At 67.6% G+C, this 24,690-nt stretch carries 20 protein-coding genes; 18 read left to right on the plus strand and 2 right to left on the minus strand.

Annotated features, from left to right (window positions below; genetic code table 11):
• Window positions 1–11 precede the first annotated feature (11 nt).
• Complete coding sequence (locus HYG77_RS30600) at window positions 12–941, minus strand: neutral zinc metallopeptidase (protein ID WP_208961471.1); 930 nt, start codon at window positions 939–941, stop codon at window positions 12–14.
• Between the two features lie 144 nt (window positions 942–1,085).
• On the opposite strand from HYG77_RS30600, the gene aspS reads away from it, so the two are divergent.
• The 15 genes from aspS (at window position 1,086) to aroB (ending at window position 21,413) form a co-directional block, all read left to right on the plus strand.
• A complete protein-coding gene (aspS, locus tag HYG77_RS30605) occupies window positions 1,086–2,900 on the plus strand; it encodes an aspartate--tRNA ligase (protein ID WP_208961472.1) in 1,815 nt (604 codons plus the stop codon).
• Between the two features lie 41 nt (window positions 2,901–2,941).
• Window positions 2,942–3,913, plus strand: coding sequence for a DUF389 domain-containing protein (locus HYG77_RS30610; RefSeq protein ID WP_208961473.1), 972 nt, complete (start codon window positions 2,942–2,944; stop codon window positions 3,911–3,913).
• Window positions 3,910–6,516: a circularly permuted type 2 ATP-grasp protein gene (locus tag HYG77_RS30615; RefSeq protein WP_208961474.1), complete on the plus strand. Its 2,607-nt coding sequence runs from the start codon at window positions 3,910–3,912 to the stop codon at window positions 6,514–6,516. Before HYG77_RS30610 ends, HYG77_RS30615 begins: the two co-directional genes overlap by 4 nt.
• Window positions 6,513–7,463 carry a transglutaminase family protein gene (locus HYG77_RS30620; RefSeq protein ID WP_208961475.1) on the plus strand — a complete coding sequence of 317 codons (951 nt, stop codon included), beginning with the start codon at window positions 6,513–6,515 and terminating at the stop codon, window positions 7,461–7,463. The genes HYG77_RS30615 and HYG77_RS30620 overlap by 4 nt, the downstream gene beginning before the upstream one ends.
• Window positions 7,464–7,528: 65 nt before the next feature.
• Window positions 7,529–8,704, plus strand: a complete 1,176-nt coding sequence (locus HYG77_RS30625; protein WP_109330311.1) for a phosphotransferase — start codon at window positions 7,529–7,531, stop codon at window positions 8,702–8,704.
• A gap of 57 nt (window positions 8,705–8,761) precedes the next feature.
• Window positions 8,762–10,195: a replication-associated recombination protein A gene (locus tag HYG77_RS30630; RefSeq protein WP_208961476.1), complete on the plus strand. Its 1,434-nt coding sequence runs from the start codon at window positions 8,762–8,764 to the stop codon at window positions 10,193–10,195.
• An 86-nt stretch (window positions 10,196–10,281) separates the two neighbouring features.
• A complete protein-coding gene (gene alaS / locus HYG77_RS30635; protein ID WP_109330307.1) occupies window positions 10,282–12,954 on the plus strand; it encodes an alanine--tRNA ligase in 2,673 nt (890 codons plus the stop codon).
• Window positions 12,955–12,956: 2 nt separating this feature from the next.
• Entirely contained in the window at window positions 12,957–13,496 is a 540-nt protein-coding gene (ruvX, locus tag HYG77_RS30640) for a Holliday junction resolvase RuvX (RefSeq protein ID WP_109330305.1), read from the plus strand.
• Window positions 13,493–15,241, plus strand: coding sequence for an endolytic transglycosylase MltG (locus HYG77_RS30645; RefSeq protein WP_208961477.1), 1,749 nt, complete (start codon window positions 13,493–13,495; stop codon window positions 15,239–15,241). The genes ruvX and HYG77_RS30645 overlap by 4 nt, the downstream gene beginning before the upstream one ends.
• Complete coding sequence (locus tag HYG77_RS30650; RefSeq protein WP_109330301.1) at window positions 15,231–16,058, plus strand: shikimate dehydrogenase; 828 nt, start codon at window positions 15,231–15,233, stop codon at window positions 16,056–16,058. Before HYG77_RS30645 ends, HYG77_RS30650 begins: the two co-directional genes overlap by 11 nt.
• Before the next feature lie 105 nt (window positions 16,059–16,163).
• Window positions 16,164–17,243 (plus strand): IS110 family transposase, encoded by a 1,080-nt coding sequence (locus HYG77_RS30655; protein ID WP_244373338.1) that lies wholly within the window; start codon window positions 16,164–16,166, stop codon window positions 17,241–17,243.
• A 545-nt stretch (window positions 17,244–17,788) separates the two neighbouring features.
• A complete protein-coding gene (locus HYG77_RS30660) occupies window positions 17,789–18,436 on the plus strand; it encodes an A24 family peptidase (RefSeq protein WP_208961479.1) in 648 nt (215 codons plus the stop codon).
• A 76-nt stretch (window positions 18,437–18,512) separates the two neighbouring features.
• Window positions 18,513–19,700, plus strand: a complete 1,188-nt coding sequence (gene aroC, locus HYG77_RS30665; protein WP_109330297.1) for a chorismate synthase — start codon at window positions 18,513–18,515, stop codon at window positions 19,698–19,700.
• Window positions 19,701–19,738: 38 nt separating this feature from the next.
• Window positions 19,739–20,245 (plus strand): shikimate kinase, encoded by a 507-nt coding sequence (locus HYG77_RS30670; protein ID WP_109330295.1) that lies wholly within the window; start codon window positions 19,739–19,741, stop codon window positions 20,243–20,245.
• A gap of 61 nt (window positions 20,246–20,306) precedes the next feature.
• Window positions 20,307–21,413 carry a 3-dehydroquinate synthase gene (gene aroB / locus HYG77_RS30675; protein WP_109330293.1) on the plus strand — a complete coding sequence of 369 codons (1,107 nt, stop codon included), beginning with the start codon at window positions 20,307–20,309 and terminating at the stop codon, window positions 21,411–21,413.
• 107 nt (window positions 21,414–21,520) lie between these two features.
• Here aroB and HYG77_RS30680 read toward each other — a convergent pair whose 3' ends face one another.
• Window positions 21,521–22,258 (minus strand): B-4DMT family transporter, encoded by a 738-nt coding sequence (locus HYG77_RS30680; RefSeq protein WP_208961480.1) that lies wholly within the window; start codon window positions 22,256–22,258, stop codon window positions 21,521–21,523.
• Between the two features lie 160 nt (window positions 22,259–22,418).
• On the opposite strand from HYG77_RS30680, the gene HYG77_RS30685 reads away from it, so the two are divergent.
• The 3 genes from HYG77_RS30685 to nusB are packed head-to-tail and all read left to right on the plus strand — an operon-like array spanning window position 22,419 to window position 24,630.
• Window positions 22,419–23,522 (plus strand): aminopeptidase P family protein, encoded by a 1,104-nt coding sequence (locus HYG77_RS30685; RefSeq protein ID WP_208961481.1) that lies wholly within the window; start codon window positions 22,419–22,421, stop codon window positions 23,520–23,522.
• Window positions 23,523–23,556: 34 nt separating this feature from the next.
• Window positions 23,557–24,120, plus strand: coding sequence for an elongation factor P (efp, locus tag HYG77_RS30690; RefSeq protein WP_109330289.1), 564 nt, complete (start codon window positions 23,557–23,559; stop codon window positions 24,118–24,120).
• Window positions 24,121–24,630, plus strand: coding sequence for a transcription antitermination factor NusB (nusB, locus tag HYG77_RS30695; protein ID WP_109330287.1), 510 nt, complete (start codon window positions 24,121–24,123; stop codon window positions 24,628–24,630).
• Window positions 24,631–24,690: the final 60 nt, after the last annotated feature.

Genomic DNA, 24,690 nt, shown 5'->3' on the forward strand with positions numbered 1-24,690 from the left:
CGCCAGGCGGCTCAGCGCAGGGCGGGTGGGCTGTTCAGATCGCGGGCGGAGTAGGTGTTGCAGGCATCGACCCGGCCTGTCCGGTACCCGGTGACGAACCATTTCTGTCGTTGCTCGGAGGAGCCGTGCGTCCAACCTTCGGGATTGACCCGGCCGCCCGCGGACTGCTGGATCCGGTCGTCACCCACCGACGAGGCCGCGGACAGCGCGTCCTGGATGTCGGTGTCGGTGAGGGTGTTCAGAAACGGCGGTCCGCCGTCGGGCCCGGGAAGTGTGTCGGCGTAGTGGGCCCACACGCCGGCGTAGCAATCGGCCTGCAGTTCGGTGCGGACCGCGGCCGAGTCAGCTCCGCGCGGATCGGTCTGCGCCCGGCCGATGTCGCCCAGCTGATTCTGAATATGGTGTCCCACCTCGTGCGCCACGACGTATTCCTGAGCGAGGGGTCCGGCACTCGACCCGAAGCGGTCGACGAGGAGCTGGAAGAAGCTGGTGTCGAAGTACGCCGTCGAGTCTGCCGGGCAGTAGAACGGGCCGACCTCGCTGGTGGCGTTTCCGCACCCGGTGTTCACCGCGCCGGAGAACAGCACCACCTCGGGCGGGATGTAGTCGGTTCCGGTTTGTGCACCGAGTTCCTGCCCCCACACGGAGTCGAGACTGCCGACCGTGAACACCACCCGGCAATCCACGTCGCGGTTGGCGTCCGCACCCGTCTCACAACCTTCGAGGCTGGCACCGGGACTCTGGGCGGACGGGTCGGTGGCACCGCTCAGTCCACCGAGCAGGGATCCGGGGTCGCCGCCGAGCAGCAGAGCGAGAACAAGCACGATCAGGCCCCCGGCTCCGCCGCCCATCGCGAACTTGCCGCCGAGGCCACCTCCTCCGCCGCCACCCCCGACCGAGACCCGGCCGGAGTCCATGCGGGCGCCCTCGTTGAAGGTCATGTGTCGTCGCTTTCTCTCCGAGTGTCGCGGTACAGGTAGCTCGAGCATTGCACGTGAAGCGGGTATGAGTTTCCGCTCACGCACAGTGTCTCCGTAGGATCGCAGCCAACGAAGTAGCTTGCCCCACGTTTCGAAAGGAATCCCGTGCTGCGCACACATCTCGCCGGTTCATTGCGAGCCGAGCACGCCCAGCAGACCGTTACCCTCACCGGTTGGGTCGCCAGGCGTCGTGATCACGGCGGGGTGATCTTCATCGACCTGCGTGATGCCTCGGGCGTGTCGCAGGTGGTGTTCCGTGAGGGAGCTGCTGCCGACCAGGCGCATCGACTGCGCGCGGAATACTGCGTGAAGGTCACCGGCATCGTCGAGGTCCGGCCAGAGGGCAACCAGAACTTCGAGATTCCCACCGGGGCCATCGAGGTCAACGTGACCGACCTCGAGGTTCTCAACGAGAGCGCGCCGCTACCGTTCCAGCTCGACGACCAGGCCGGGGAAGAAGCGCGCCTGAAGTACCGCTACCTCGACCTGCGCCGGGAGGGCCCGGGCCATGCCATACGGCTGCGCTCGAAGGTCAATGCCGCTGCCCGCTCCGTTCTCGCGCACCACGAGTTCGTCGAGGTCGAGACGCCCACGCTGACGCGGTCGACGCCGGAAGGTGCGCGCGACTTCCTCGTCCCCGCCCGACTGCAGCCGGGTAGCTTCTACGCCCTGCCGCAGAGCCCGCAGCTGTTCAAGCAGCTGCTGATGGTCGGTGGCATCGAGCGGTACTACCAGATCGCGCGGTGCTACCGCGACGAGGACTTCCGCGCGGACCGCCAGCCGGAGTTCACCCAGCTCGACATCGAGATGAGCTTCGTCAACCAGGACGACGTGATCCTGCTCGCCGAGGAAGTTCTGACCGCACTGTGGAAGCTCGTCGGCCACGAGATCAAGACCCCGATCGCACGGATGACGTACGCCGAGGCGATGCGGCGGTTCGGTTCCGACAAGCCGGACCTGCGTTTCGGTATCGAACTCGTCGAATGCATGGAGTTCTTCAAGGACACCACCTTCCGGGTGTTCCAGGCGGAGTACGTGGGCGCCGTGGTCATGCCCGGTGGTGCCGCCCAGCCCCGGCGTCAGCTCGACGGATGGCAGGAGTGGGCGAAGCAGCGCGGCGCCAAAGGGCTCGCGTACGTGCTCGTCGGCGAGGACGGCGCCCTCACCGGTCCGGTCGCGAAGAACCTCACCGACACCGAACGCGCCGGGCTCTGCGACCACGTCGGCGCGAAGCCCGGAGACTGCATCTTCTTCGCAGCGGGACCCACCAAGCCGATGCGTGCGCTGCTCGGCGCGGCGCGGGGAGAGATCGCCCGCAAGCAGAACCTGATCGACCCCGACGCCTGGGCCTTCGTGTGGGTCGTGGACGCGCCGCTGTTCGAACCGACCGCCGACGCCACCGCCAGCGGCGACGTCGCCCTCGGCTACAGCGCGTGGACGGCGGTACACCACGCCTTCACCTCGCCGAAGCCCGAATCGATCGACACGTTCGACACCGACCCCGGTTCGGCACTCGCGTACGCATACGACATCGTCTGCAACGGAAACGAGATCGGCGGCGGCAGTATCCGTATTCACCGCAAGGACATTCAGGAACGAGTGTTCAAGGTGATGGGAATCTCGCACGAGGAGGCCGAGGAAAAGTTCGGCTTCCTCCTCGACGCATTCGCGTTCGGTGCACCGCCGCACGGCGGCATCGCGTTCGGCTGGGACCGCATCACGGCCCTGCTCGCCGGAGTCGACTCGATCCGTGAGGTGATCGCATTCCCGAAGTCGGGCGGCGGCGTCGATCCCCTGACGGAGGCTCCCGCCCCGATCACCGCGCAGCAACGCAAGGAGTCGGGTGTGGACGCCAAGCCGGAGCCTAAGGGCGGCGCCGGCGCAGCGTCGGTGGCGAAGGACGCGGTCGCCGGCACGTAGATCGATCGACGGGGACCGACGCGGACAGCAGGGGGGACGTCATGCTGCATCTACGGGTGATCTGCCCCGCCGAGCACACCGACGACGTTCTCGGTGTGCTCGCCGCGGAGCCCGGGGCCACCCACGTGGTGGTCCTGCGCAGTGCGGCGATCGACCCGGCCGGTGACGTGGTCCAAGCAGATGTGGCCCGCGAGGCGGCCAACGAGGTGATCGACGCGCTCGAAGCGCTGGACATCCAGCACATGGGCGCGATCACCTTGGGACCGGTCGAGACGGTCCTGTCCACGGCCGCACGGAAGGCAGAGAAGGCGGCTCCCGGCGATCCGGCCGACAGCGTCGTGTGGGAGGAACTTGTCAGCCGCACCCGTGAGGAGTCGACCCTCAACGGAACGTTCCTCGCCTTCTTGACGATCGCGTGTCTGCTCGCGTCGGTAGGAGTCGTGACCGACTCACCGATCACGATCGTCGGTGCCATGGTGGTGGGACCGGAGTTCGGTCCGTTGGCAGCACTCGCCGTGGCCCTGGCACGGCGCAAACTCGGTCTCGCACGACGCTCCTTGTTCGCGCTGCTCCTCGGCTTTCCCTTCGCCATGGCTGCCACCTGGGTTGCCACGCTGGTGATGGAACGGATCGGGTGGATGGCTCTCGACAGCCTCGAGGCCCAGGATCAGGTCGACTACATCTACAAGGTCGGACCCCTGTCGCTGGTGGTCGCCGTCCTCGCCGGGGCAGCCGGGATGCTCGCGCTCGTGTCCGCGAAGTCCGCGGCACTCGTCGGTGTCTTCATCTCGGTCACCACGGTGCCGGCGGCGGGTTTCGCCGTCGTCGCCGTCACGGTCGGCGAGTGGCGCATCGCCGCACTGTCCGCACTTCAACTGGGCATCAACATGGTCGGAATCGTGGTGGCCGGGGTGCTGGTCCTCGCGCTGCGGTTGCGAGCCGGTAACGGAGCCGATCGCCTGCTCGCCGAGGCACGGAAAGAACGCGTCCAGCAAGTCCGGAGACTCCGGTGACCGCGGCGCCGCACCGCGGCCCGGAATACGACGAACTGTTCGACGCCGACGGGAAGGTCCGTGCGCCGTGGTCCGAGCTGGGTGACGGCCTCCTCGGCGCGGACAGCGGCTCCGTGCGCCGGCTGCAGTCCCGCATCCGGCTCCTCGTCGACAACCACGGCATCACCTACAACCCCCTCGACGGATCGGACCTCGCCACCGGACCGTCTCGGTGGGAGATCGACCCGATACCGCTTCTCCTCACGGCCGACGAATGGGAGCACCTCGAAGCGGGATTCCTCCAGCGTTCGCGGCTTCTCGATGCCGTCCTCGCCGACCTGTACGGGCCGAGGACGCTCCTGCGGAGTGGTGCCGTGCCCGCCCGCCTCGTGTTCGGTCATCCCGGATATCTTCGGCCTGCGCACGGCATGTCGATCCCGGGTCGGCACCAGTTGTTCTTCCACGGTCTCGACGTCGGCCGCGGCGCGGACGGCAATTTCCACGCTGTTCGCGACCACACCCAGTCTCCGGGCGGGGCCGGCTACGCGATGGCGAACCGCCGAGTGATCGCCCGGGCGGTTCCGGGCATCTACGAGACCGTGGGCCCCCGGCCGTTGTCCTCGTTCGCCCAGTCGATGCGGCTCGCGGCAATCGACGCGGCGCCCGCCGGTTCGGAAGACCCGCTCGTGGTCGTGCTCAGTCCGCAGACCAGGTCGGGTGCCGCGTTCGACCAGGCCTACCTGGCGACTGTCCTCGGGTTCCCGCTCGTGGAGAGCGCCGACCTGGTGGTCCGTGACGGCCGCATCTGGATGCGGTCACTGGGCCGGTTGGAACAGGTCGACGTCATCATCCGGCGGGTCGACGCCGAACTCGCCGACCCCCTCGATCTGCGCCCCGGCTCCCGGGCCGGCGTAGTCGGCCTCGTCGAGGTGCTGCGTCGGGGAGCAGTGACCGTTGTGAACACCCTCGGCAGCGGAGTCCTGGAGAATCCGGCACTCACCCGCCTGCTGCCGGCACTCTCGCGGCGACTGCTCGACGAGGATCTGTTGTTGCCGTCCGTGCCGACGTTCTGGGGAGGTGACCGCTCCGAACTCGCGCACATCCTGGCCAATGTTTCATCGATGGTGCTCCGCGCCGTCCGCGGCGGGCCGCCCGTGGTCCCCTCCGCACTCGACGACGCCCGGCGCACGGAATTTCTCGAACAGGTACGCGCGGATCCCGCCAACTGGGTGGGGCAAATCATCCCCGACTCGTCGTATGCGCCGTCGGCCGGCGCCGGGGGCGGGGGCGAGGTCACTCTCGCGCCCGTCGGCGTCCGGCTGTTCTCCGTGGCTCAACGGGTGGGCTACGTACCCATGTCCGGCGGCCTGGGAACGACCCTGATTCCGGGTGCCGAGCGCGGGGATCGCCGGCATGCGGGAGCCAAGGACGTCTGGGTGCGCTTCGCGCCGCGGCTCGGCCCGGCAGATACCGGTGAGAGCGCCGCCCGTGACGTCGAGTCGCTGCCCACCTACGCAGCAACCTCGTCCGATCTGCTGGCCTCGCCCCGCGCGCTGTCCGAACTCTTCTCGATAGGGCGATGCGCGGAGCGGGCCGAGGGTTCGGCACGGCTGATGATCGCCGTGGGGGAGAAGTACCGCGACTATCGGCTCCGCCCGTGGCTGCCGGGTGCCGGGTGTCTTCCTATTCTCCTCGACGCCGTCCTCACCGTCGCGGAGCAGGGAAATGCACGGGGGGAAGGGGGCGCGCCGACACGGTCGGTGAACGCTTCCGACGGAACTGCGGGCCCCCATCCCACTGCGGATCTCCAGCAAGTTCGAGCGGAACTACGGTCTCTCACCGTCGATCCCGACCGCGACGGATCACTCGCTCGAGCCGTCCGGGACGTGGAGCAGGCCGCGCGGGCGGTACGCGGCCAATTGTCGAACGACATCTGGGCCGTGCTGAGCACGGTGGAACGCGCTCTCGGTGAGGTCTCCGACGAGTCGATCGACGATGGCTCCCGGCTTTTCGAGGCGCAATCCGCAGTGCTCGGCGGCATGCTGGCGCTGTCCGGTGTCTCAGCAGAATCGCTGGTCCGCGACACCGGCTGGCACATCATGGACATCGGCAAGCGGATCGAACGGGCCTTTACTCTCACCACCCTGGTGGCGTCCACCATGGGGCGGAAGCGGGATCCCGCGACCGAACGAGCGTTGATCGAATCACTTCTGCTCGCCACCGAGAGCTCGGTGGTGTACCGCCGGCGGAATCGAAGTATCCGCCCTGCCGCGGTGGCCGAGTTGCTGCTGTTCGACATCGGCAACCCCCGCTCGCTCGTCTTCCAGCTCGAGGCGCTGCGGACCGACCTGGCGGCCCTACCCGACGCCTCCGGATCCTCGCCGGCGGAGCGGCTCGCCGAGGACATGCTCAACACCGTTCGACGGGTCGACCCTGCCCGGCTCGAGCGCATCGACGACACCGGAGTACGAACAGAAGTGGGCGACCTGACCACCGAGATCGTCGGACTTCTCGGCCGGTTGTCCGAGGTCATGTCGAAGGGGCCGTTGTCGTTGCCCGGCGGTATGCAACCGCTGTGGGGCAGCGCGACCTCGTGGACGGTCGGGGGCGGAGTTCCCGCATGATCGACCCGTCGCCCCCGGCTGATTCGACCAGCAAGCGCCCCGTACTCCGGCGATACCGGATCACCCACCGCACTACCTACACCTATTCGGAGCCGGTGTCCTCGTCCTACGGCCGCTGCTACCTGCTGCCGCGTGACACCGAGGATCAGCGCTGTGTCCGATCGGCTGTCGACATCTCGCCCGCGCCCGCCGATCGGTCGGTGGGTGTAGACGTGTACGGCAATCGCGACCTCTACTTCCAGGTCAGCGCAGCGCACGAGGAGCTGATCGTCACCGCCGAGTCCGAAGTAGAGGTGTACGGGCCGGAACCACACCGGCTCGTCAGTGCGCCCGCGAACTCGCGGTGGGAGCTGTCCCGGCCGGTGGGGACGGACGGGGCGCTGGCCCAGGACTTCGTGCTGGACGTGCAGCCGGCCGAGATCAGTGACGGCGTGCGCGACTACGCGGCCGTGAGCTTTCCGCCGGAACGTCCGCTCGTCGACGCCGTCCTCGACCTCACCAGCCGCATCCACCGCGACTTCCAGTACAGATCGGGGTCGACGTCCGTGTCCACCCGGGTCACCGAGGTGCTCGAGAAGAGGTCCGGGGTGTGCCAGGATTTCGCTCGGCTCGCGATCGCCTGCCTGCGCTCACACGGGCTCGCCGCCCAGTACGTGTCGGGATATCTGGAAACGCAGCCGCCGCCCGGCCAGGAAAGACTGATCGGTGTCGACGCCACCCACGCGTGGGCCGCTGTGTGGATGCCCGGCGACCGCTGGCTCGCTTTCGACCCGACCAACGATCAACTCGTCGACGAGCGCTACACAGTCGTGGCGTGGGGCCGGGACTACGCGGATGTACCGCCGCTGCGCGGAGTCATATACACAGAGGCACGAAACAGCACCATTGCGGTGTCGGTTGACGTGGCACCGCTCCATCCGCTCGCGCCCGATCAGCCGAAATGCTGAAATTCACCGAGGCTTCCGGCGGAGGACTCGATGATCCGTGTCACTAGCAGGTAAGTTGGACCGCGATGACTGCAATACTGGCCGACCCCGTTTCCGAGGTAGTTGCCGCAGCCGAGAAGCTGCTCACGCGTCGTACCGGGGCACCCGTGACACTGGTAGACCCCGTCGACCTCGGCGGTAGTGGTCGTACCATCGTGCTCCGCGTACGCGTGGCCGAGAATCCGTTCTCCCTTCCGCGGACGTTGGTGATCAAGCAACTGCGTGAGGACGTCGGCGTGTCCGGCTCACGGACTATCGATCCCGACGACCTGTCGGGTGACAGCAGCAGCGCGTTCCTCCGTGAAGCCGTGTCGTATCAGTTCGCCACTGCACTGGCGACCGACAGCAGGCCGGGCGCCGAACTGCTCGCCTCCGACCTCGAGGCGCGACTCCTCGTTCTCAGCGACCTCGGTGATGCCTCGCCGATCAGTGCCCTGCTCGAGCATTCCGACGCCGATACGGTCACCAACACCCTGATGGCCATGGCACAGGCGCTGGGCCGTATGCACGCGGCCACGGTGGGACGCGAAGAAGACTTCACCGCCCTTCTTCGCCGCGCCGAGGTGGCGCATTGCGACGACACCGTCGCCGAGCAGGTTCACCGCGCGGTTCCCGAGGTGCCCCGCCTTCTCTCCCGGATCCTGGGTGTCGACGTGTCCGCGGACATGACGGCGCAGGTGGCGCGCGCCGCGAAGCTGTTCGACAGTGGCCGATTCAGGGCGTTCAGCCCCTCGGACCTGTGCCCGGACAACATCATGGTCAACGACGAGGGTGTTCGTTTCCTGGACTACGAGTGGGGTGGCTTCCGCGACGCGATGCTCGACATCGCGTATGCACTGGTCTCCTTCCCTGGTTGCCTCTGCACCGTGGAACTGTCCGACGAGCGGACGCAGGCCATGATCGAGGCTTGGCGCGCCGAGGTCGTGGGGATGTGGCCCGCGCTCGCCGACGACAACGTGCTGGCCACCCGCATGGTCGAAGCGCAGCTCATTTGGGTGTGGGTCAGCACGTATCTGTTCCTTCCGGAGAATCACAGCCGCATCGCCGCCGTGCGTGAGCATCACCTGTCGGTTCCGCGGTCCGAAGCCCTGACGCAGCGCTGGGACAGGCTGGCCCGGAGCGCCGACCACGCCGGGAACACGGTGGTCGCCCACCACGCCCGCCTGGTGGCCGACAAGCTTCGAGGTTTGTCTGTCGGGTGACGCCGACCGGCAGACCGGAGTGGGTTTCCGCCACGCCTTCCGAGTAGCGTCGAACTTGTGAGCGATCTTTTCGGTTCGGAGTTGGGCGAGGACGAGTCGGCCGGACTGTTCGAGACCGTGCGGCCCGAGGTGGAACTCGCGCCGAAATCCGGTCTCGGACACGTGGCTGTCAACCCTCACGCACCACTCGCGGTGCGGATGCGCCCGCGCACTCTCGGCGAGGTGGTCGGACAGCAGCACCTCCTGGGGCCCGGGGCGCCGCTACGGCGTCTGGTCGAGGGTTCCGGAGCAGCGTCGGTGCTGCTGTACGGCCCTCCCGGTACCGGCAAGACAACCTTGGCCTCACTCATCTCGGGGGCGACGGGCCGCCGATTCGAGGCGTTGTCCGCGCTGTCCGCGGGTGTGAAGGAGGTGCGCGGCGTCATCGAACTCGCGCGGCGGCGCCTCCTCGCGGGGGAACAGACGGTGTTGTTCATCGACGAGGTACACCGGTTCTCGAAAACCCAGCAGGACGCCCTGCTCGCTGCCGTGGAGAACCGGATCGTGCTCCTCGTTGCCGCGACCACCGAAAACCCGTCCTTCTCGGTCGTGTCACCGCTGCTGTCCCGGTCGTTGGTGCTGCAACTGCAGTCGTTGACGCCCGGCGACATCGAGGAACTCCTCAAGCGGGCGCGCACCGACGAGCGTGGGTACGGCGGTGAGATCGAAATCGCGGGCGATGCCTTGGATCATCTGGTCCGATTGGCGGCGGGCGATGCGCGTCGGGCACTGACGGCGCTCGAGGCGGCCGCGGGGGCTGCCCTCGACCAGGCGGGCGATGAGGATCGGCCGATTCTGCTCGACCTCGCCACGGTAGAGGCCAGCGTCGACAAGGCGGCGGTCCGCTACGACCGTGACGGTGACCAGCACTACGACGTCATCAGCGCCTTCATCAAATCGATCCGTGGCTCCGACGTCGATGCCGCACTGCATTACCTCGCGCGGATGCTGACCGCGGGTGAAGACCCGCGCTTCATCGCGCGTCGGCTGGTGGTCCACGCGAGTGAAGACATCGGGATGGCCGATCCGACCGCACTGCAGACTGCCACCGCGGCCGCCCAGGCCGTGCAGCTGATCGGCATGCCCGAGGCACGCCTTGCGCTCGCCCAGGCGACCATCCACCTCGCCACCGCACCGAAGTCGGGGGCGGTGATCGCTGCGCTCGGAGCGGCGATGGCCGACGTCGCCGCGGGCAACGCAGGCCTGGTGCCCCCGCATCTGCGCGACGGGCACTACGCGGGTGCGGCGAAGCTCGGCAACGCCGTCGGATATCGCTATCCCCACGACCACCCCGACGGCGTGCTGCCACAGCAATATCCGCCGGACGAACTGGTCGGCGTCGACTACTACCAGCCCACCACGCACGGTGGTGAGCGCGACATTGCGGCCCGGGTCGACAAGTTGCGTGCCATCGTCCGTGGCAAGACGCGTCCGGGTGGCCGGTTAAGCTGATTGTTGCCGAACTGCCGGGCTCCCGTGTGCCCGACAGGACAGCCACCCCGCAGTTGCCCTCGAGACAGACAATAAGGATCACTGACGTGCAGACCCACGAGATTCGCCGGCGCTTCCTCGACCATTTCGTCAAGGCAGGCCACACCGAGGTAGCCAGCGCCTCGCTGATTCTCGACGATCCGAACCTGCTGTTCGTCAACGCGGGAATGGTCCAGTTCGTGCCCTTCTTCCTGGGCCAGCAGACCCCGCCGTACTCGACGGCGACCAGTGTGCAGAAATGTGTGCGCACCCTCGACATCGAAAACGTGGGCATCACGACCCGGCACAACACGTTCTTCCAGATGGCCGGGAACTTCTCCTTCGGTGACTACTTCAAGCGGGAAGCAATCAAGCATGCCTGGGCGTTGCTGACCGGCAGCGTCGACGACGGCGGCTATGGATTCGATCCCGAGCGGATCTGGGTCACCGTCTACCTCGACGACGACGAGGCCCGCGACATCTGGCGCGACGAGGTCGGCGTTCCCGAGGTGCGGATCCAGCGCCGGGGCATGGCCGACAACTACTGGTCCATGGGCATCCCCGGGCCGTGCGGGCCATGCTCGGAGATCTACTACGACCGCGGCCCCGAGTTCGGCAAGGAAGGCGGCCCGGAGGCCGACGAAGACCGCTACATCGAGATCTGGAATCTCGTGTTCATGCAGAACGAGCGCGGACTCGGCATCAGCAAGGACAATTTCGAGATCCTCGGCCCGCTGCCGAAGCAGAACATCGACACCGGCATGGGAGTCGAGCGCGTCGCGTTCCTGCTGCAGGGCGTCGACAACGTGTATGAAACCGACCTCGTCCGCCCGGTGATCGCGAAGGCCGAGGAGTTGTCAGGCCGCAGGTACGGCGTCAATCATGACGACGACGTCCGGTTCCGGGTGATCGCCGATCACGCGCGTACGGCGGCCATGCTCATCGCCGACGGTGTGAATCCGGGCAACGACGGACGCGGGTACGTGCTGCGCCGACTGCTGCGGCGCATCGTGCGTTCGGCAAAGCTGCTCGGCGCCGACAAGCCGAGCATGCGTGACTTCATCACCGTCGTACGCGACACGATGGCCCCCTCGTACCCGGTCCTCGACAGCGACTTCGGCCGCATCGAGACGGTCGCGGTCGGCGAGGAGACCGCGTTCCTCAAGACCCTCACGTCCGGCTCGAAGCTGTTCGAAGGCGCCGCCGAGTCCGTGAAGGCTTCCGGGAAGTCGGTCATCGGCGGCGATCAAGCCTTTGCGCTGCACGACACCTACGGCTTCCCCATCGACCTCACCCTCGAGATGGCGGCCGAGGCCGGATTGTCGGTCGACGAAGAGGGATTCCGCACGCTGATGGCGGAGCAGCGTCAGCGTGCCAAGGACGACGCCCAGGCACGCAAGCACGCGCACGCCGACCTGACCGTCTACAAGGAACTTCTCGACCGCGGTCCCACCGAGTTCACCGGTTTCCACGAACTGGTGTCCGAGGCGCGTGTCCTCGCCCTGATCTCCAACGGGCAGCGCGTTCCCGTCGCCGCCACCGGCCAGGACGTCGAGGTCATTCTCGACCGCAGCCCGCTGTACGCGGAGGCGGGCGGCCAGATTGCAGACCTGGGCGCGCTGACCGGGCCGGGACTGCGTGTGAAGGTCAACGACGTCCAGAAAATCGCGAAAAAGCTGTGGGTCCACAAGGTCACCGTCCAGGAAGGCGAGATCACCGAAGGCGACGTCGTTCTGGCGCAGGTCGATGCCGGGTGGCGTAAGGGTGCCACCCAGGGTCACTCCGGTACGCACATGGTCCACGCCGCCCTCCGACAGGTTCTGGGGCCCAACGCCGTTCAGGCCGGTTCGTTGAACAAGCCCGGATATCTGCGGTTCGACTTCTCGTGGCAGGGTGCGCTCACCGAGTCGCAGAAGCAGGACATCGAGGTTGTGGCGAACGAGGCCGTGGCCGCCGACTACGCGGTCAACACGTTCGTCACCGACCTCGACAAGGCAAAGGCGATGGGCGCCATGGCCTTGTTCGGCGAGAACTACGGCGACGAGGTACGCGTCGTGGAGATCGGTGGACCGTTCTCCATGGAGCTATGTGGCGGAACACACGTGGGAACCTCGGCGCAGATCGGCAACGTGACCCTCCTCGGTGAGCAGTCCGTCGGCTCGGGTGTGCGGCGTGTGGAGGCCTACGTCGGGCTGGACTCGTACCGTTACCTGGCCAAGGAACGGGCGCTGCTCGCCGGACTGTCGTCCTCGCTGAAGGTGCCCTCCGAAGAGGTGCCTGCCCGTGTCGAGGCCTTGGTCGAACGGCTTCGCGTTGCAGAGAAGGAGCTCGAACAGGCTCGGGCACAAGCAGTTCTGGCCTCCGCAGGCACCTACCTCGACAAGGCTCAGCGCGTGGGACCGGTGCTGCTGGTGGCGGACTCGGCTCCCGCCGGTGTCGGTGGCAACGACCTCCGGAGTCTCGTCACCGACATTCGCGGACGGTTCGGCACGCAGCCGGCTGTCGTCGCCCTGTTCGGTGATGCCGACGGCAAGGTTCCATTCGTTGTCGCCGTCAACAAGGCGGCGCAGGAACTCGGGGTCGCGGCCGGTGACCTCGTGAAGGAGTTCGGCCCCCTGATCGGGGGTCGCGGCGGCGGCAAAGCGGACATGGCCCAGGGGTCCGGCTCGGACACCACCGGCATCGCGGCGGCCCTCGATGCGGTCCGAGGGGCCGTGGCGGACAAGGTAGGGAACCAGTAGCGGTGCATCGCGCGGAACAGGGCGGTCCCGATCGACCGGGCGTCGACGACCCTGGGCGCGGTCGACGCATCGGTATCGACGTGGGGAGCGTCCGGATCGGAGTCGCCTCGAGCGACCCCGACGGGGTTCTCGCCACCCCGGTCGAGACGGTTCCCCGGTCGAAGGAACGCGGCCCCGACGCGCCGGATATCCGGCGCATTGCCGACATAGTCGAGGAATACGAGGCCGTGGAGGTTATCGTCGGTCTGCCGCAGACCTTGCGGGGCGAACGAGGCAAGGCGGCCTCGATCGCTACTGTTTTCGCGAAACGATTGCGAAGGGCGGTGGATCCGATCCCGGTGCGGATGGCGGACGAGCGTCTGACCACCGTCACCGCCACGCGGGCGCTTCGCGAGAGCGGTGTCAGTGCGAGAAGCCAGCGTACGGTGATCGACCAGGCCGCGGCGGTGGCGATCTTGCAGGGGTGGTTGGACGAGCGGAGCAGGTCGGTGAATGCAGGGGATTCGGTCGGGGACAGGCAGCAACCGGAGGCGGGCCAGTGAGCAATCATCGGCGGCCGGCAGGGGAACAGCCTGGTTTCGACTATCCTCCCCGTGAACCGCGGCGACACCGCTATCTCGACGAAGACGAGCCGGTCGAGTACGAGTCTGGCCCCGAGCGCGATGATTTTCCGGACCGTGCCGAAGCGGCCGAACTCGGTCACCACCGCACCGGCTACGCCGATTCCGCGCTCGATGATCGTATGTACGGCTACCACCCGCCCGGTCCCGACTACCTCGGGCGCCACGACGGGGCCCACACGGAGCCAGCGCACCACGAGCCCGTGCATCGCTACCGTGAGGACCCTCTCGACGAGCACGCCCATGAGCACACGTACGACCGGTCAGCGTTCGACGAAGCTGCGTATGACCAGGCTGCGTATGGCGAGCCTGCGTATGACGAGCGCGACGTTCACGAACGCGAGTACGACGGCCTGCCGGTCGACGACCATGTCTCCGTCGAGGGGCGACGTGACGCACCGTACGAGAGAGCCGACGTCGCGTTCGACGAGGCCGAAACACAGATCATTGCCGCCGTTCCCGTCGAGCGTCCCGCCCCGCCGTCGCGCGTGCACGCGCGACGCGAGCAGAAGTCCCGCGGCCGGGCACGCAGGCGTAAGATCCTCGGAGCGCTGGCGGCCGCAGTCGTTCTGGTCGTCTTGGCGGGAATGGTCTTCGTCGGCGGCAAGCTCTTTTTCGGTGGCCCGGACGCCCCGGCCGACTACCCAGGTCCGGGCGGACCCGAAGTCGTGGTCCAGGTCCATGCGGGGGACACCGCGGAGGAGATCGCGACCACGCTGGCCGAGCGAGACGTGGTGGCCAGCGGATCGGCCTTCTTCAACGCCGCGGTCCAGAACACTGCGATGAATTCGGTGCAGCCCGGTTTCTACAGTCTCTCGACCCAGATCCCTGCCGTGGACGCCGTCCGAGAACTCGTCGATCCGGCGTCGCGTGTGGGCCAGATGATCATTTCGGAGGGCCGTCAGCTCCACGACACCACCGACGTGCAGACGGGTGCAGTGAAGAAGGGGATCTACACCCTCATCTCGGAGGCAAGCTGCCTGGGCGAGGCCGGGCAGGAACGGTGCATCAGCTACGACGAACTCAACAACGCCGGTGCGGGCGACATCGGCGCGCTCGGCGTACCGGACTGGGCCAGAGATGCCGTCGCCGGCGTACCCGACCGGGACCGGCAGCTCGAGGGTCTCATCGCCGCCGGCAGCTGGGATTTCGATCCGACGGCCGGTGCTGCCGAGATCCTACGGAAGCTCGTGACCGAGAGCGCGGCGAGCTACGAGGAGACGGGCATCCTCACCGCGGGAAACGTGGTGGGCCTTTCCCCCTACCGGATGCTCATCGCCGCGTCGCTGGTGGAGCGGGAGGCGATGCCCGAAGACTTCGCGAAGGTGGCGCGCGTCATCTTGAACCGGTTGGCGGTCAACCAGGCGCTGCAGTTCGACTCGACGGTCAACTATGCGCTCGACACGACGGAGTTGGCCACCACCGATGCGGATCGGGCGACGGTCACCCCGTGGAATACCTACGCCAGCCCCGGCTTGCCGGCCACCCCGATCTCGTCGCCGAGTATCGCGGCCCTGCAGGCCGTCGAATCCCCGGAGCAGGGGGACTGGATCTATTTCGTGACCGTGGACGCGAAGGGGACGACGCTGTTCACGAAGAGTTATGAGGAGCACTTGTCCAACATCGACCAGGCGCTGAACAACGGGATCCTCGACAGTGGACGGTGACGTGAAGTCGGCACGCAAGGCTGCTGTCCTGGGAAGCCCGATCGCCCACTCCCGGTCTCCGCAGCTGCATCTCGCGGCGTATCGGGCGCTGGGACTGACCGACTGGACCTACGAGCGCATCGAATGCGACGGGGAACGTCTTCCAGGTCTCGTGTCCGGTCTCGGCCCGGAATGGGTGGGCCTGTCGGTCACGATGCCGGGCAAGATTGCGGCGCTCGACTTCGCCACCGAGCGGACCGAGCGCGCGGTGACGATCGGCTCCGCCAACACGCTGGTTCGCATCGAGGGCGGATGGCGTGCGGACTGCACCGATGTGGACGGCGTCCGGGGTGCTTTGACCGCGGGCGGGATCGGCACTATTGCCGGAGCCGACGCCGTGGTCGTGGGCGCGGGCGGGACGGCGAGGCCGGCGCTGGTGGCACTCGCCGACATGGGTGTGAAGAGCGTCACCGTGGTGGCCCGGAACGAGGGTCGGGCCGCGGGCGCGTTGGCCTGTGCCGAGGCGATCGGTCTCGAGGTTCGACTCCTCGGCTTCGACAGCCGCGAACTTGCCGCGCGGTGCGCCGGAGCGGCCGCCCTCGTCAGCACCGTGCCGTCCGCCGCAATCATCGACTGTGCGGATGTCCTCGGACAGGCGCCGTTCGTGCTGGACGCGATCTACGACCCGTGGCCGACGCCGTTGGCCGCGGCAGTGGAGGCTGCCGGTGGAACGGTGGTCGGCGGGTTGTCGATGCTCCTCCACCAGGCCTTCGGGCAAGTGGAGCAGTTTACCGGCCGGCCTGCGCCGAGAGAGGCCATGGCGGCCGCATTGGGCTAGACAGTATGAGGGTATGGGCTGGGGCCCACTCCACATGTGAACGTGGGTTGCCGACAGGAAACGGGTCCTGGCCGGTAGAGCCACAAGATGTGGGAGGCCCCAGCAATGAATCAGCGTACGAGCGTCGGATTGGATGTGCACGCACGATCGGTCGTCGCGTGCGGCCTCGACGGGCGGACCGGTGAGCTGTTCGAGCGCCGATTGACGCCCGATCATCGCGACATACTCGAGTGGATCCGGTCGTTGCCGGATCCGGTGAAGGCGACGTACGAGGCCGGGCCCACCGGGTTCGGGCTGGCCCGTTTCCTGGACACTGTCGGCATCGAGTGTCTGGTGGCCGCACCCTCGAAGCTGCAGCGCCCGTCCGGTGATCGGGTCAAGACCGACGTGCGAGATGCACGGCATCTGGCGAGATTGCTGCACCTCGATCAGATCACCCCGGTCACGGTGCCGAGCGTGGCGCAGGAGGCCGCCCGGGATCTGGTGCGCGCCCGCGAGGACGTGCGCCGGGATCTGATGGCGGCTCGGCACAGGCTGTCGAAACTTCTTCTGCGGCAGGGAATCGTCTACTACGGCGGGCACGCGTGGACGCAGGTGCACGACACCTGGCTGCGCAGCCAGCATTTCGATGAGCCCGGTCTGCAGTTGGCCTACGAGACCGCGTACGACACCATGCTCGCCGCCCTCGGCCGGCGCGACCGTTTGGATGCCGCGATCACCCGGATGGCCGCCGACAGCGCCTACACCCCGGTGGTGACCCGGCTCGGGTGTCTGCGCGGGGTATCCACGTTGACCGCCTTCGGGCTGGCGGTCGAGATCGGGGACTGGCACCGGCTGACCGGCCGCTCGATCGGCGCCTACCTGGGACTGGTGCCCACCGAGTCGTCCTCGGGCGCCTCCCGCTCGCAGGGGCCGATCACCAAGACCGGCAACGGGCACGCGCGCCGGTTGCTGATCGAGGCCGCCTGGCATCACCGGCAGCCCTATCGTGCCGGGGTGGATCTGCGGCGCCGCTGGAACAAGGCCTCACCGGCGGCCCGAGCCCGCGGGCAACGGGGCAACCGGCGCCTGCACGAACGCTGGGCCGGGTTCGACGCCCGCCGCAAGCGTCCCGTGCTGGCGAACACCGCCATCGCCCGCGAGCTCGCCGGGTGGTGCTGGTCGTTGGCCGTGCTCGACGACTGACCACGGGGCCTTCCCCGTCGCGGCCATTCTGGTCGTTGCTCGTCGGGCGGCAAGGTCGGTTCTCCTCGCTTGCGCTGCGGGGACTCCACCTTGCCCCCGCTCCTCGGCGACGACCGATGAGGCACTGACCAGGGGCCGGCAGGGCCTACAAACGTCCCGGATGATCACACGGTTGGTGACAACAGCGCCTGGGAGTGACCCGCGAGACAACTATGAGCAATCCTCAACTGCACGTTGGGATCACGCTCGAGGTTAGACCAGCGATCCACTCCAGCCGAACAACTGTCTTTGCGGTAGCCAACCCGCGCATATCAGACTTCGACAACGCGTCGACAACCGACACGCTCGCCACCAACCACCAGATTCATCCGGGGCCACCCGAGGCGGACGTCCACGACGACGGTCCTGGACGTCCGCCTCCTGCTGCCCTCTTGACAAATCTGCGTCCATATCAGTTGTCCACAGGCCCCGGTTTCTCCACAGGCCAGGGAATTTCTGCACGTCGTCGACGACGAGGCTTGCCGAGCACCGGTCACGCTGTGTCCATGTGGTGGCTCATCTCGGTCGGCGTGCTCGCCGGCGCAGGCGCAGGATGGTGCGCGCGGCGTACGGCGACGAGGTTCGTCGGCGACGCGGCCGTGCGACGCGGTTGGTGTGAAAGTTCGTGCGCCGCAGGCGTGGCGGTCGCGGTGTGGTGCGGATCCTCGGGCCGGGAACCGGAACCCGCGTTGGTACCTGCCGCTGTCCTGCTGGGATGGTGGTGCGTCAGCCTCGCGGCCACGGACTGGTGTGCGCGCAGATTGCCGAACATCCTGACTCTGCCCGGATTCGCGGTAGTCGTCGTCCTTGCGGGGTTTACCGGTCAGGCGCCGGCCGCAGTGATCGGGGGTGTACTTCTCGCGGCGGCGTATCTCCTTCTGTATCTCTGCGCGCCCGGATCGCTGGGGGCGGGCGATGTCAAGCTCGCGCTGGGTGTGGGCGCGCTGGCCGCACTGGGTGGGGGAGGAGCGTGGGTGTGGGCCGCCCTCCTGGCACCGGCGTTCACGGCCGCTGCGGGGTACGTCGCACTGGTCAGGGCACGGTCGCGCCCTTCGCGCCCAGGGCCGGACGCGGCTTCTCCGACGAGCGTTCCCCACGGGCCCGCCATGTGCGCTGCGACCGTCCTCGCGCTGCTGGCCACGCACCTTCCGTGAGCGCCGCCTTCGATCCGCGCCGGGTTGGGAGGGCCACCGTCACTGCGGGTCGCGGCGACGTGGAAGGATATTGGTCGTGCTGCGCTGGATAACTGCCGGAGAATCCCATGGTCCCGCCCTCGTTGCGATGCTCGAGGGAATGGTTGCGGGCGTCGAAGTGACGTCCCAGGACATCTCGACTCAACTCGCGCGACGGCGTCTCGGTTACGGGCGCGGCGCACGCATGAAGTTCGAGGCCGACAAGGTCACCATCGTCGGAGGTGTGCGCCACGGTCGGACGCTCGGCGGGCCCATCGCGGTCGAGGTGGGCAACACCGAGTGGCCCAAGTGGGAAACCATCATGTCTGCCGATCCGGTGGATCCCGACCTGCTCGCCGATCAGGCGCGGAACGCACCCCTCACCCGACCGCGACCCGGGCACGCCGATTACTCCGGCATGCTCAAGTACGGTTTCGACGACGCCCGTCCCGTTCTCGAGCGGGCGAGCGCGCGTGAAACCGCGGCGCGCGTCGCGGCCGCGACCTTCGCCCGCAATTTCCTCCGTCAGGTATTCGGCGTCGAGGTGCTCTCACACGTCATTTCCATCGGTGCGTCCGATCCGTACGTCGGTGTCGAGCCGACGGCATTCGACATCGCGGCGATCGACGCCAGCCCGGTGCGCGCATTCGACAAGGCGGCCGAGGAATCGATGATCGCCGAGATCGAGGCGGCCAAGCGCGACGGCGATACCCTCGGCGGGGTCGTCGAGGTGGTCGTGCACGGGCTCCCTGTGGGTCTCGGCTCGTTCATCAGTGGCGCGGATCGCCTCGACGCCCGGCTCGCATCGGCGCTCATGGGCATTCAGGCGATCAAGGGTGTCGAGGTCGGCGACGGTTTCGAGACCGCCCGCCGCCGCGGCAGCCAGGCACACGACGAGATGCGCCCGGGCCCCGATGGCATCCTGCGATCCACCAATCGCGCCGGCGGGCTCGAGGGCGGCATGACCAACGGTGAGGCATTGCGCGTCCGCGCCGCGATGAAGCCGATCTCGACCGTTCCCCGCGCCCTTTCCACCGTCGACATGTCGACGGGTGAAGAAGCCGTCGCCATTCATCAGCGCTCCGACGTGTGCGCCGTACCCGCCGCAGGTGTCGTGGCGGAGGCCATGGTCGCGCTGGTTGTGGCCCAGGCTGCACTCGAGAAGTTCGGCGGCGACTCCATTGCCGAAACGGCCGCGAACTTCGAGCGTTACGCCTCCGGTGTCGCCGCGCGGCTCGCGCGATGACCGCCCCGTCCGCCGTCGAAACGAGGCGGTGACGGGCCGTGGCACCGAAAGCTGTGCTCGTCGGCCCCCCGGGAGCGGGTAAGTCGACCATCGGCCGACGTCTTGCGCAGGCCCTCGACCTGCCGCTCTTCGACACCGATGCGGCGGTCGAGGAGGAAGCGGGGCGCACCATCGCGGAGATCTTCGTCGAAGACGGCGAGCCCGCATTCCGCGCCCTCGAGGAGGAGATCGTCCGCAAGGCGATCGAGAGTTCCGAGGGTATCGTCTCGCTCGGAGGCGGCTCGATACTGTCCGAGCGCACTCGGGCACTCCTGAAGGGCCACACGGTGATCTACCTGGAGATCAGTGTGGGTGAGGGCCTGAAACGGACAGGAACGAGCACTGCACGTCCCCTGCTCGCCGGTGGCGACCCCCGCGAAAAGTATGCCGAGTTGATGCGCAAACGTCGGCCGTTGTACCGCGAGGTGGCGTCCATTCGGATACGGACGGACGGACGTAGCCCAGCGCGGGTGGTGCAGCAGTTGGTCGCGAAGCTTGCCGGATGAGGTGCGACCCCGGCGGAACAGGTGATCCGAGAACATCGGACGAGACGGAGCGGAGCAGACGGTGACCGAACCGGTACGTGTACAGGTGCAGACGGCACACCCCTACCCGGTGATCATCGGGCGTGGTTTGCTCGGTGAGCTGGTGGACGAGCTCGCCGGGACCAGGACAGTGGCGATCTTCCATCAGCCGCCGCTGGCCGAAACGGCGGAGGCAGTGCGAGCGGCACTCGCCGAGAAGGGCATCGACGCTCACCGGATCGAAATCCCGGACGCCGAGGACGGCAAAGATCTGGCCGTGGCCGGCTTTTGCTGGGAGGTGCTCGGCCGGATCGGACTCACCCGCAGTGACGCCGTGGTCTCCCTGGGCGGCGGCGCGGCCACCGACCTCGCCGGATTCGTCGCAGCCACCTGGATGCGTGGAGTGCGGGTGGTCCATGTGCCGACGACCTTGCTCGCCATGGTCGACGCCGCGGTCGGCGGAAAGACAGGAATCAACACCGAGGCGGGCAAGAACCTTGTCGGTTCGTTCCACGAGCCGTCGGCCGTGCTCATCGACCTCGTGACACTGGAGACCGTGCCCCGCAACGAGATCGTCGCCGGGATGGCGGAGGTCATCAAGACCGGATTCATCGCCGACCCCGTCATCCTCGACCTCATCGAGAGTGACCCCGAGGCGGCGCTCGACCCGACCGGGTCCGTGCTGCCGGAACTGATCAAGCGTTCGGTGGAGGTGAAGGCCAAAGTTGTGGCGGCCGATCTCCGCGAATCCGATCTGCGGGAAATCCTCAACTACGGGCACACGCTGGGTCATGCGATCGAGCGGCGCGAGCGCTACCGCTGGCGTCACGGCGCCGCGGTGTCGGTCGGACTGGTGTTTGCGGCCGAGCTGGGCCGTCTGGCCGGCCGGCTCGACGACGAGACCGCCGATCGGCACCGCCGGATCCTCGAACTGGTCGGGCTCCCCACGACGTACGACGCGGACGCGTTCGGTCAGCTGGTCGAGGGAATGCAGACCGACAAGAAGAACCGCGCCGGCGTGCTGCGGTTCGTGGTTCTCGACGGACTGGCAAAGCCCGGACGTCTGGAGGGCCCGGACCCGTCCTTGCTCGTCGCGGCATATTCGGCCGTCGCACGCGAGGAGACCGCCGGCGGCGCAGTACTTCTCTGACGCGGTGACACGGCACTTCTCTGACGCCGAGACACGCCGCGGCGGAGGCAAGCACCCTGCTCACCTCCGCCGCGGCGGCGTCTTCGGATTCGACCGACGAGTGCGGTCTACTCGCCGCGTTTCGGCTCTTCGGGGTTGCGCTTGCCGAGGTCGACGGGTTCCTGCCAGGTGGTGTCCTGCCCCTCGCCGGCATCGAGGTCCGAGGTGTCCTGGCGGTAGTTGTGTACCGGTTCGAAAACCGCGGTGTCGGCATCGGGATCGGCGTAACCGGTCTGGTCGTACGTTCCGTCCGGATAGTGCTGCCCATAGCCGTTGTCGTCGGCGACAGCAGCAGCTGCCGTACCTCCCGCTGCTGCGCCTGCCGCCGATCCGGCACCCCGCCGGGCATCTCGGTCGCCGCCACGCCCCTGCGATGCCTTCTTGGCTTCACGCCCGGCAAAGAAACGGCCCAGGAAGACGGCCAGCATGGCCGGAACGAAGATGAGCAGGACGGTGAACGCGGCACCGGAGGTGATTTCGAAGAAGAACGAGTTCTGTGTGACGTTGAGGGAGGGCAACAGATCGGCCAGCCAGCTGCCGACCCCCGCAACGATGCCGCCGAGCAACGCTGCCTTCAGCCACAGCATGGTGAGGTCGGCACCCTGGTCGGGGTCCGGGTTGCGATGCCGGTCCCGGATGCCGTCGATACCCGCCCAGATCAACGCCACCAACACCACGACCAGCAGAGCCACCCACCTCAGGATCGAACCTTGGAGGGGCCACTGTGTGATTGCCGCACCGAGCAACACACGAACCAAAATATGTATCAGGGCCATCCCGAGGCCGCGTACCACCCACGCATTCATGGGCACAGCGTAACGAGAAGGTTTTCCGGCGTGTGGTCTAACCCACAGACGCGCTGTCTGCAACCTGTTCTCCCCGCCGACGGTGGTCGATTTCGGCGCCGCCGCGCGGGTCGTGTCCCTCGGCAGCGGGGCGGGTGGCAATGCCGGTACGTTTGCTGTCATGCCTGCTGATCATGGTTCGCGGCGCGCGGCACTGCGCGCGGCGCTCGCCGCCCGCGATCTCGACGCACTTCTCGTGACGGACCTGGTGAACGTGCGGTACCTCACCGGCTTCACCGGGTCCAATGCCGCAGTGCTCGTCGACGCGGCGGACGCCGACGGCGCCGAGGAACGCACGGTGATCTGCACGGACGGGCGCTACCTCACCCAGGTGGCCGAACAGGTACCCGACCTCCGGGCCGAAATCGCCCGCGCCAGCGTCGCCCACCTCGTCGAGTCGGTCGCCCGCCGGACGGCGTCGTCGCTCGCCTTCGAAAGTCATGTCGTCACGGTGGACGAGTTCGCCGCGTGGTCGCTGCTCGCCCCGGATACGCGCCTGGAGCCGGTTCCCGGGCTGGTGGAGGAGCTACGCATGGTGAAGGACGATTACGAAGTGGCGTTGCTCCGGGCCGCGTGCACTGCCGCCGACGCCGCGCTCGCCGACCTTCTCGAGCGTGGCGGACTCCGGCCGGGACGCACCGAGAAAGAGGTGGGGCGCGAGCTCGAGGCTCTGATGCTCGATCACGGTGCCGACGGCATTTCGTTCGAGACGATCGTCGCGGCGGGTGCCCATTCGGCAATTCCCCACCACCGTCCCACCTCGGCAGTGCTGCAGCGCGGCGACTTCGTCAAACTGGATTTCGGGGCCGAGGTCGGCGGCTACCACTCGGATATGACGCGCACGTACATCCTCGAACAGGCAGCCGACTGGCAGCGCGAGGTGTACGCCCTGGTCGCCCGCTCGCAGGCGGCCGGATGTGCCGCCCTGCGGCCGGGCGCCGAGGTCACCGCCGTCGACGCGGCAGCCCGCAGCGTGATCGAGGAAGCAGGCTACGGAGAGCTGTTCCTGCACGGGCTCGGGCACGGCGTCGGCCTGCAAATCCACGAAGCACCCGGAATCGGCAAGCTGGGCACCGGTACACTTCTGGACGGTGCGGCGGTGACCGTCGAGCCGGGCGTGTATTTCTCCGGGCGCGGAGGCGTGCGGATCGAGGACACGCTCGTGGTCCGGGAGCAGGGTCCGGAGCTACTCACCCTCACCACCAAAGACCTGACTGTCGTGTAGACGGTTTCGACCTTATCGAGGAGACGCGAAGCAAGTGGCTTCCACTAGTGATTTCAAGAACGGCCTGGTCCTGCAGATCGAGGGCCAGCTGTGGACGATTATCGAGTTCCAGCACGTCAAGCCGGGCAAGGGCCCCGCATTCGTGCGAACCAAGCTGAAGAACGTGCTGTCGGGCAAGGTCGTCGACAAGACCTTCAACGCCGGCGTCAAGGTCGAGACTGCCACCGTCGACCGACGCGACATGACGTACCTCTACCACGACGGCAGCGACTACATCTTCATGGACGGTGACACCTACGACCAGATCTCGATCAACGAGGCGACGGTCGGCGACGGTGCACGCTTCATGCTCGAGAACATGGCGGTCCAGGTCGCCGTGCACGAGGACGTTCCGCTTTTCGTCGAGCTGCCCGTCACGGTGGAGCTCGAGGTCAAGCACACCGATCCGGGTCTGCAGGGCGACCGCTCGACCGGTGGCACCAAGCCCGCCACCCTCGAGACCGGTGCCGAAATCCAGGTGCCGCTGTTCATCAACACTGGCGACAAGTTGAAGGTCGACTCCCGCGACGGCAACTACCTCGGGCGTGTGAATTCCTGAGTGTCCGGTACCCATAAGAAGCTCGGCGCACGGCACAAGGCCCGTAAGCGCGCCGTCGACTTCCTCTTCGAAGCGGAAGCGCGCGACCTCGACCCGGTCGATCTCGCGACCGAGCGGGCGGACATGTCCGGCAAGGACGAGTCCGTTGCGCCCGTCGCTCCGTACACCGTCACCGTGGTCACCGGCGTGGCCGAAAACCTCGACCGGATCGATGCGGTGATCTCCTCGCACCTGCAGGACTGGACGCTCGAGCGGCTACCGGCGGTGGACCGGGCGATTCTGCGGATCGCAGTGTGGGAGCTGTTCCATGCCACCGATGTCCCGCCCGTCGTGGCGGTGGACGAAGCGGTCGAGCTGGCCAAACAGCTTTCCACCGACGACTCGCCGGGATTCGTCAACGGCGTCCTCGGCCAGGTCGTACTGGTTGCCCCGCAGGTGCGGTCGGCTGCCGCGGCCACCTCCCGGCGTGCCGAACCAGGAAGCGACGAGCCGGAAGATCCGCGTTCGTAGGTTCATCTGCCTCACTCCGGTCCCGCGGAGCCCCTCAGGCCGAGTGGCGCGCGGGAACCG

Source organism: Rhodococcus sp. ZPP (genome assembly GCF_017656075.1).
GTDB classification, from domain to species: domain Bacteria; phylum Actinomycetota; class Actinomycetes; order Mycobacteriales; family Mycobacteriaceae; genus Rhodococcus_F; species Rhodococcus_F oxybenzonivorans.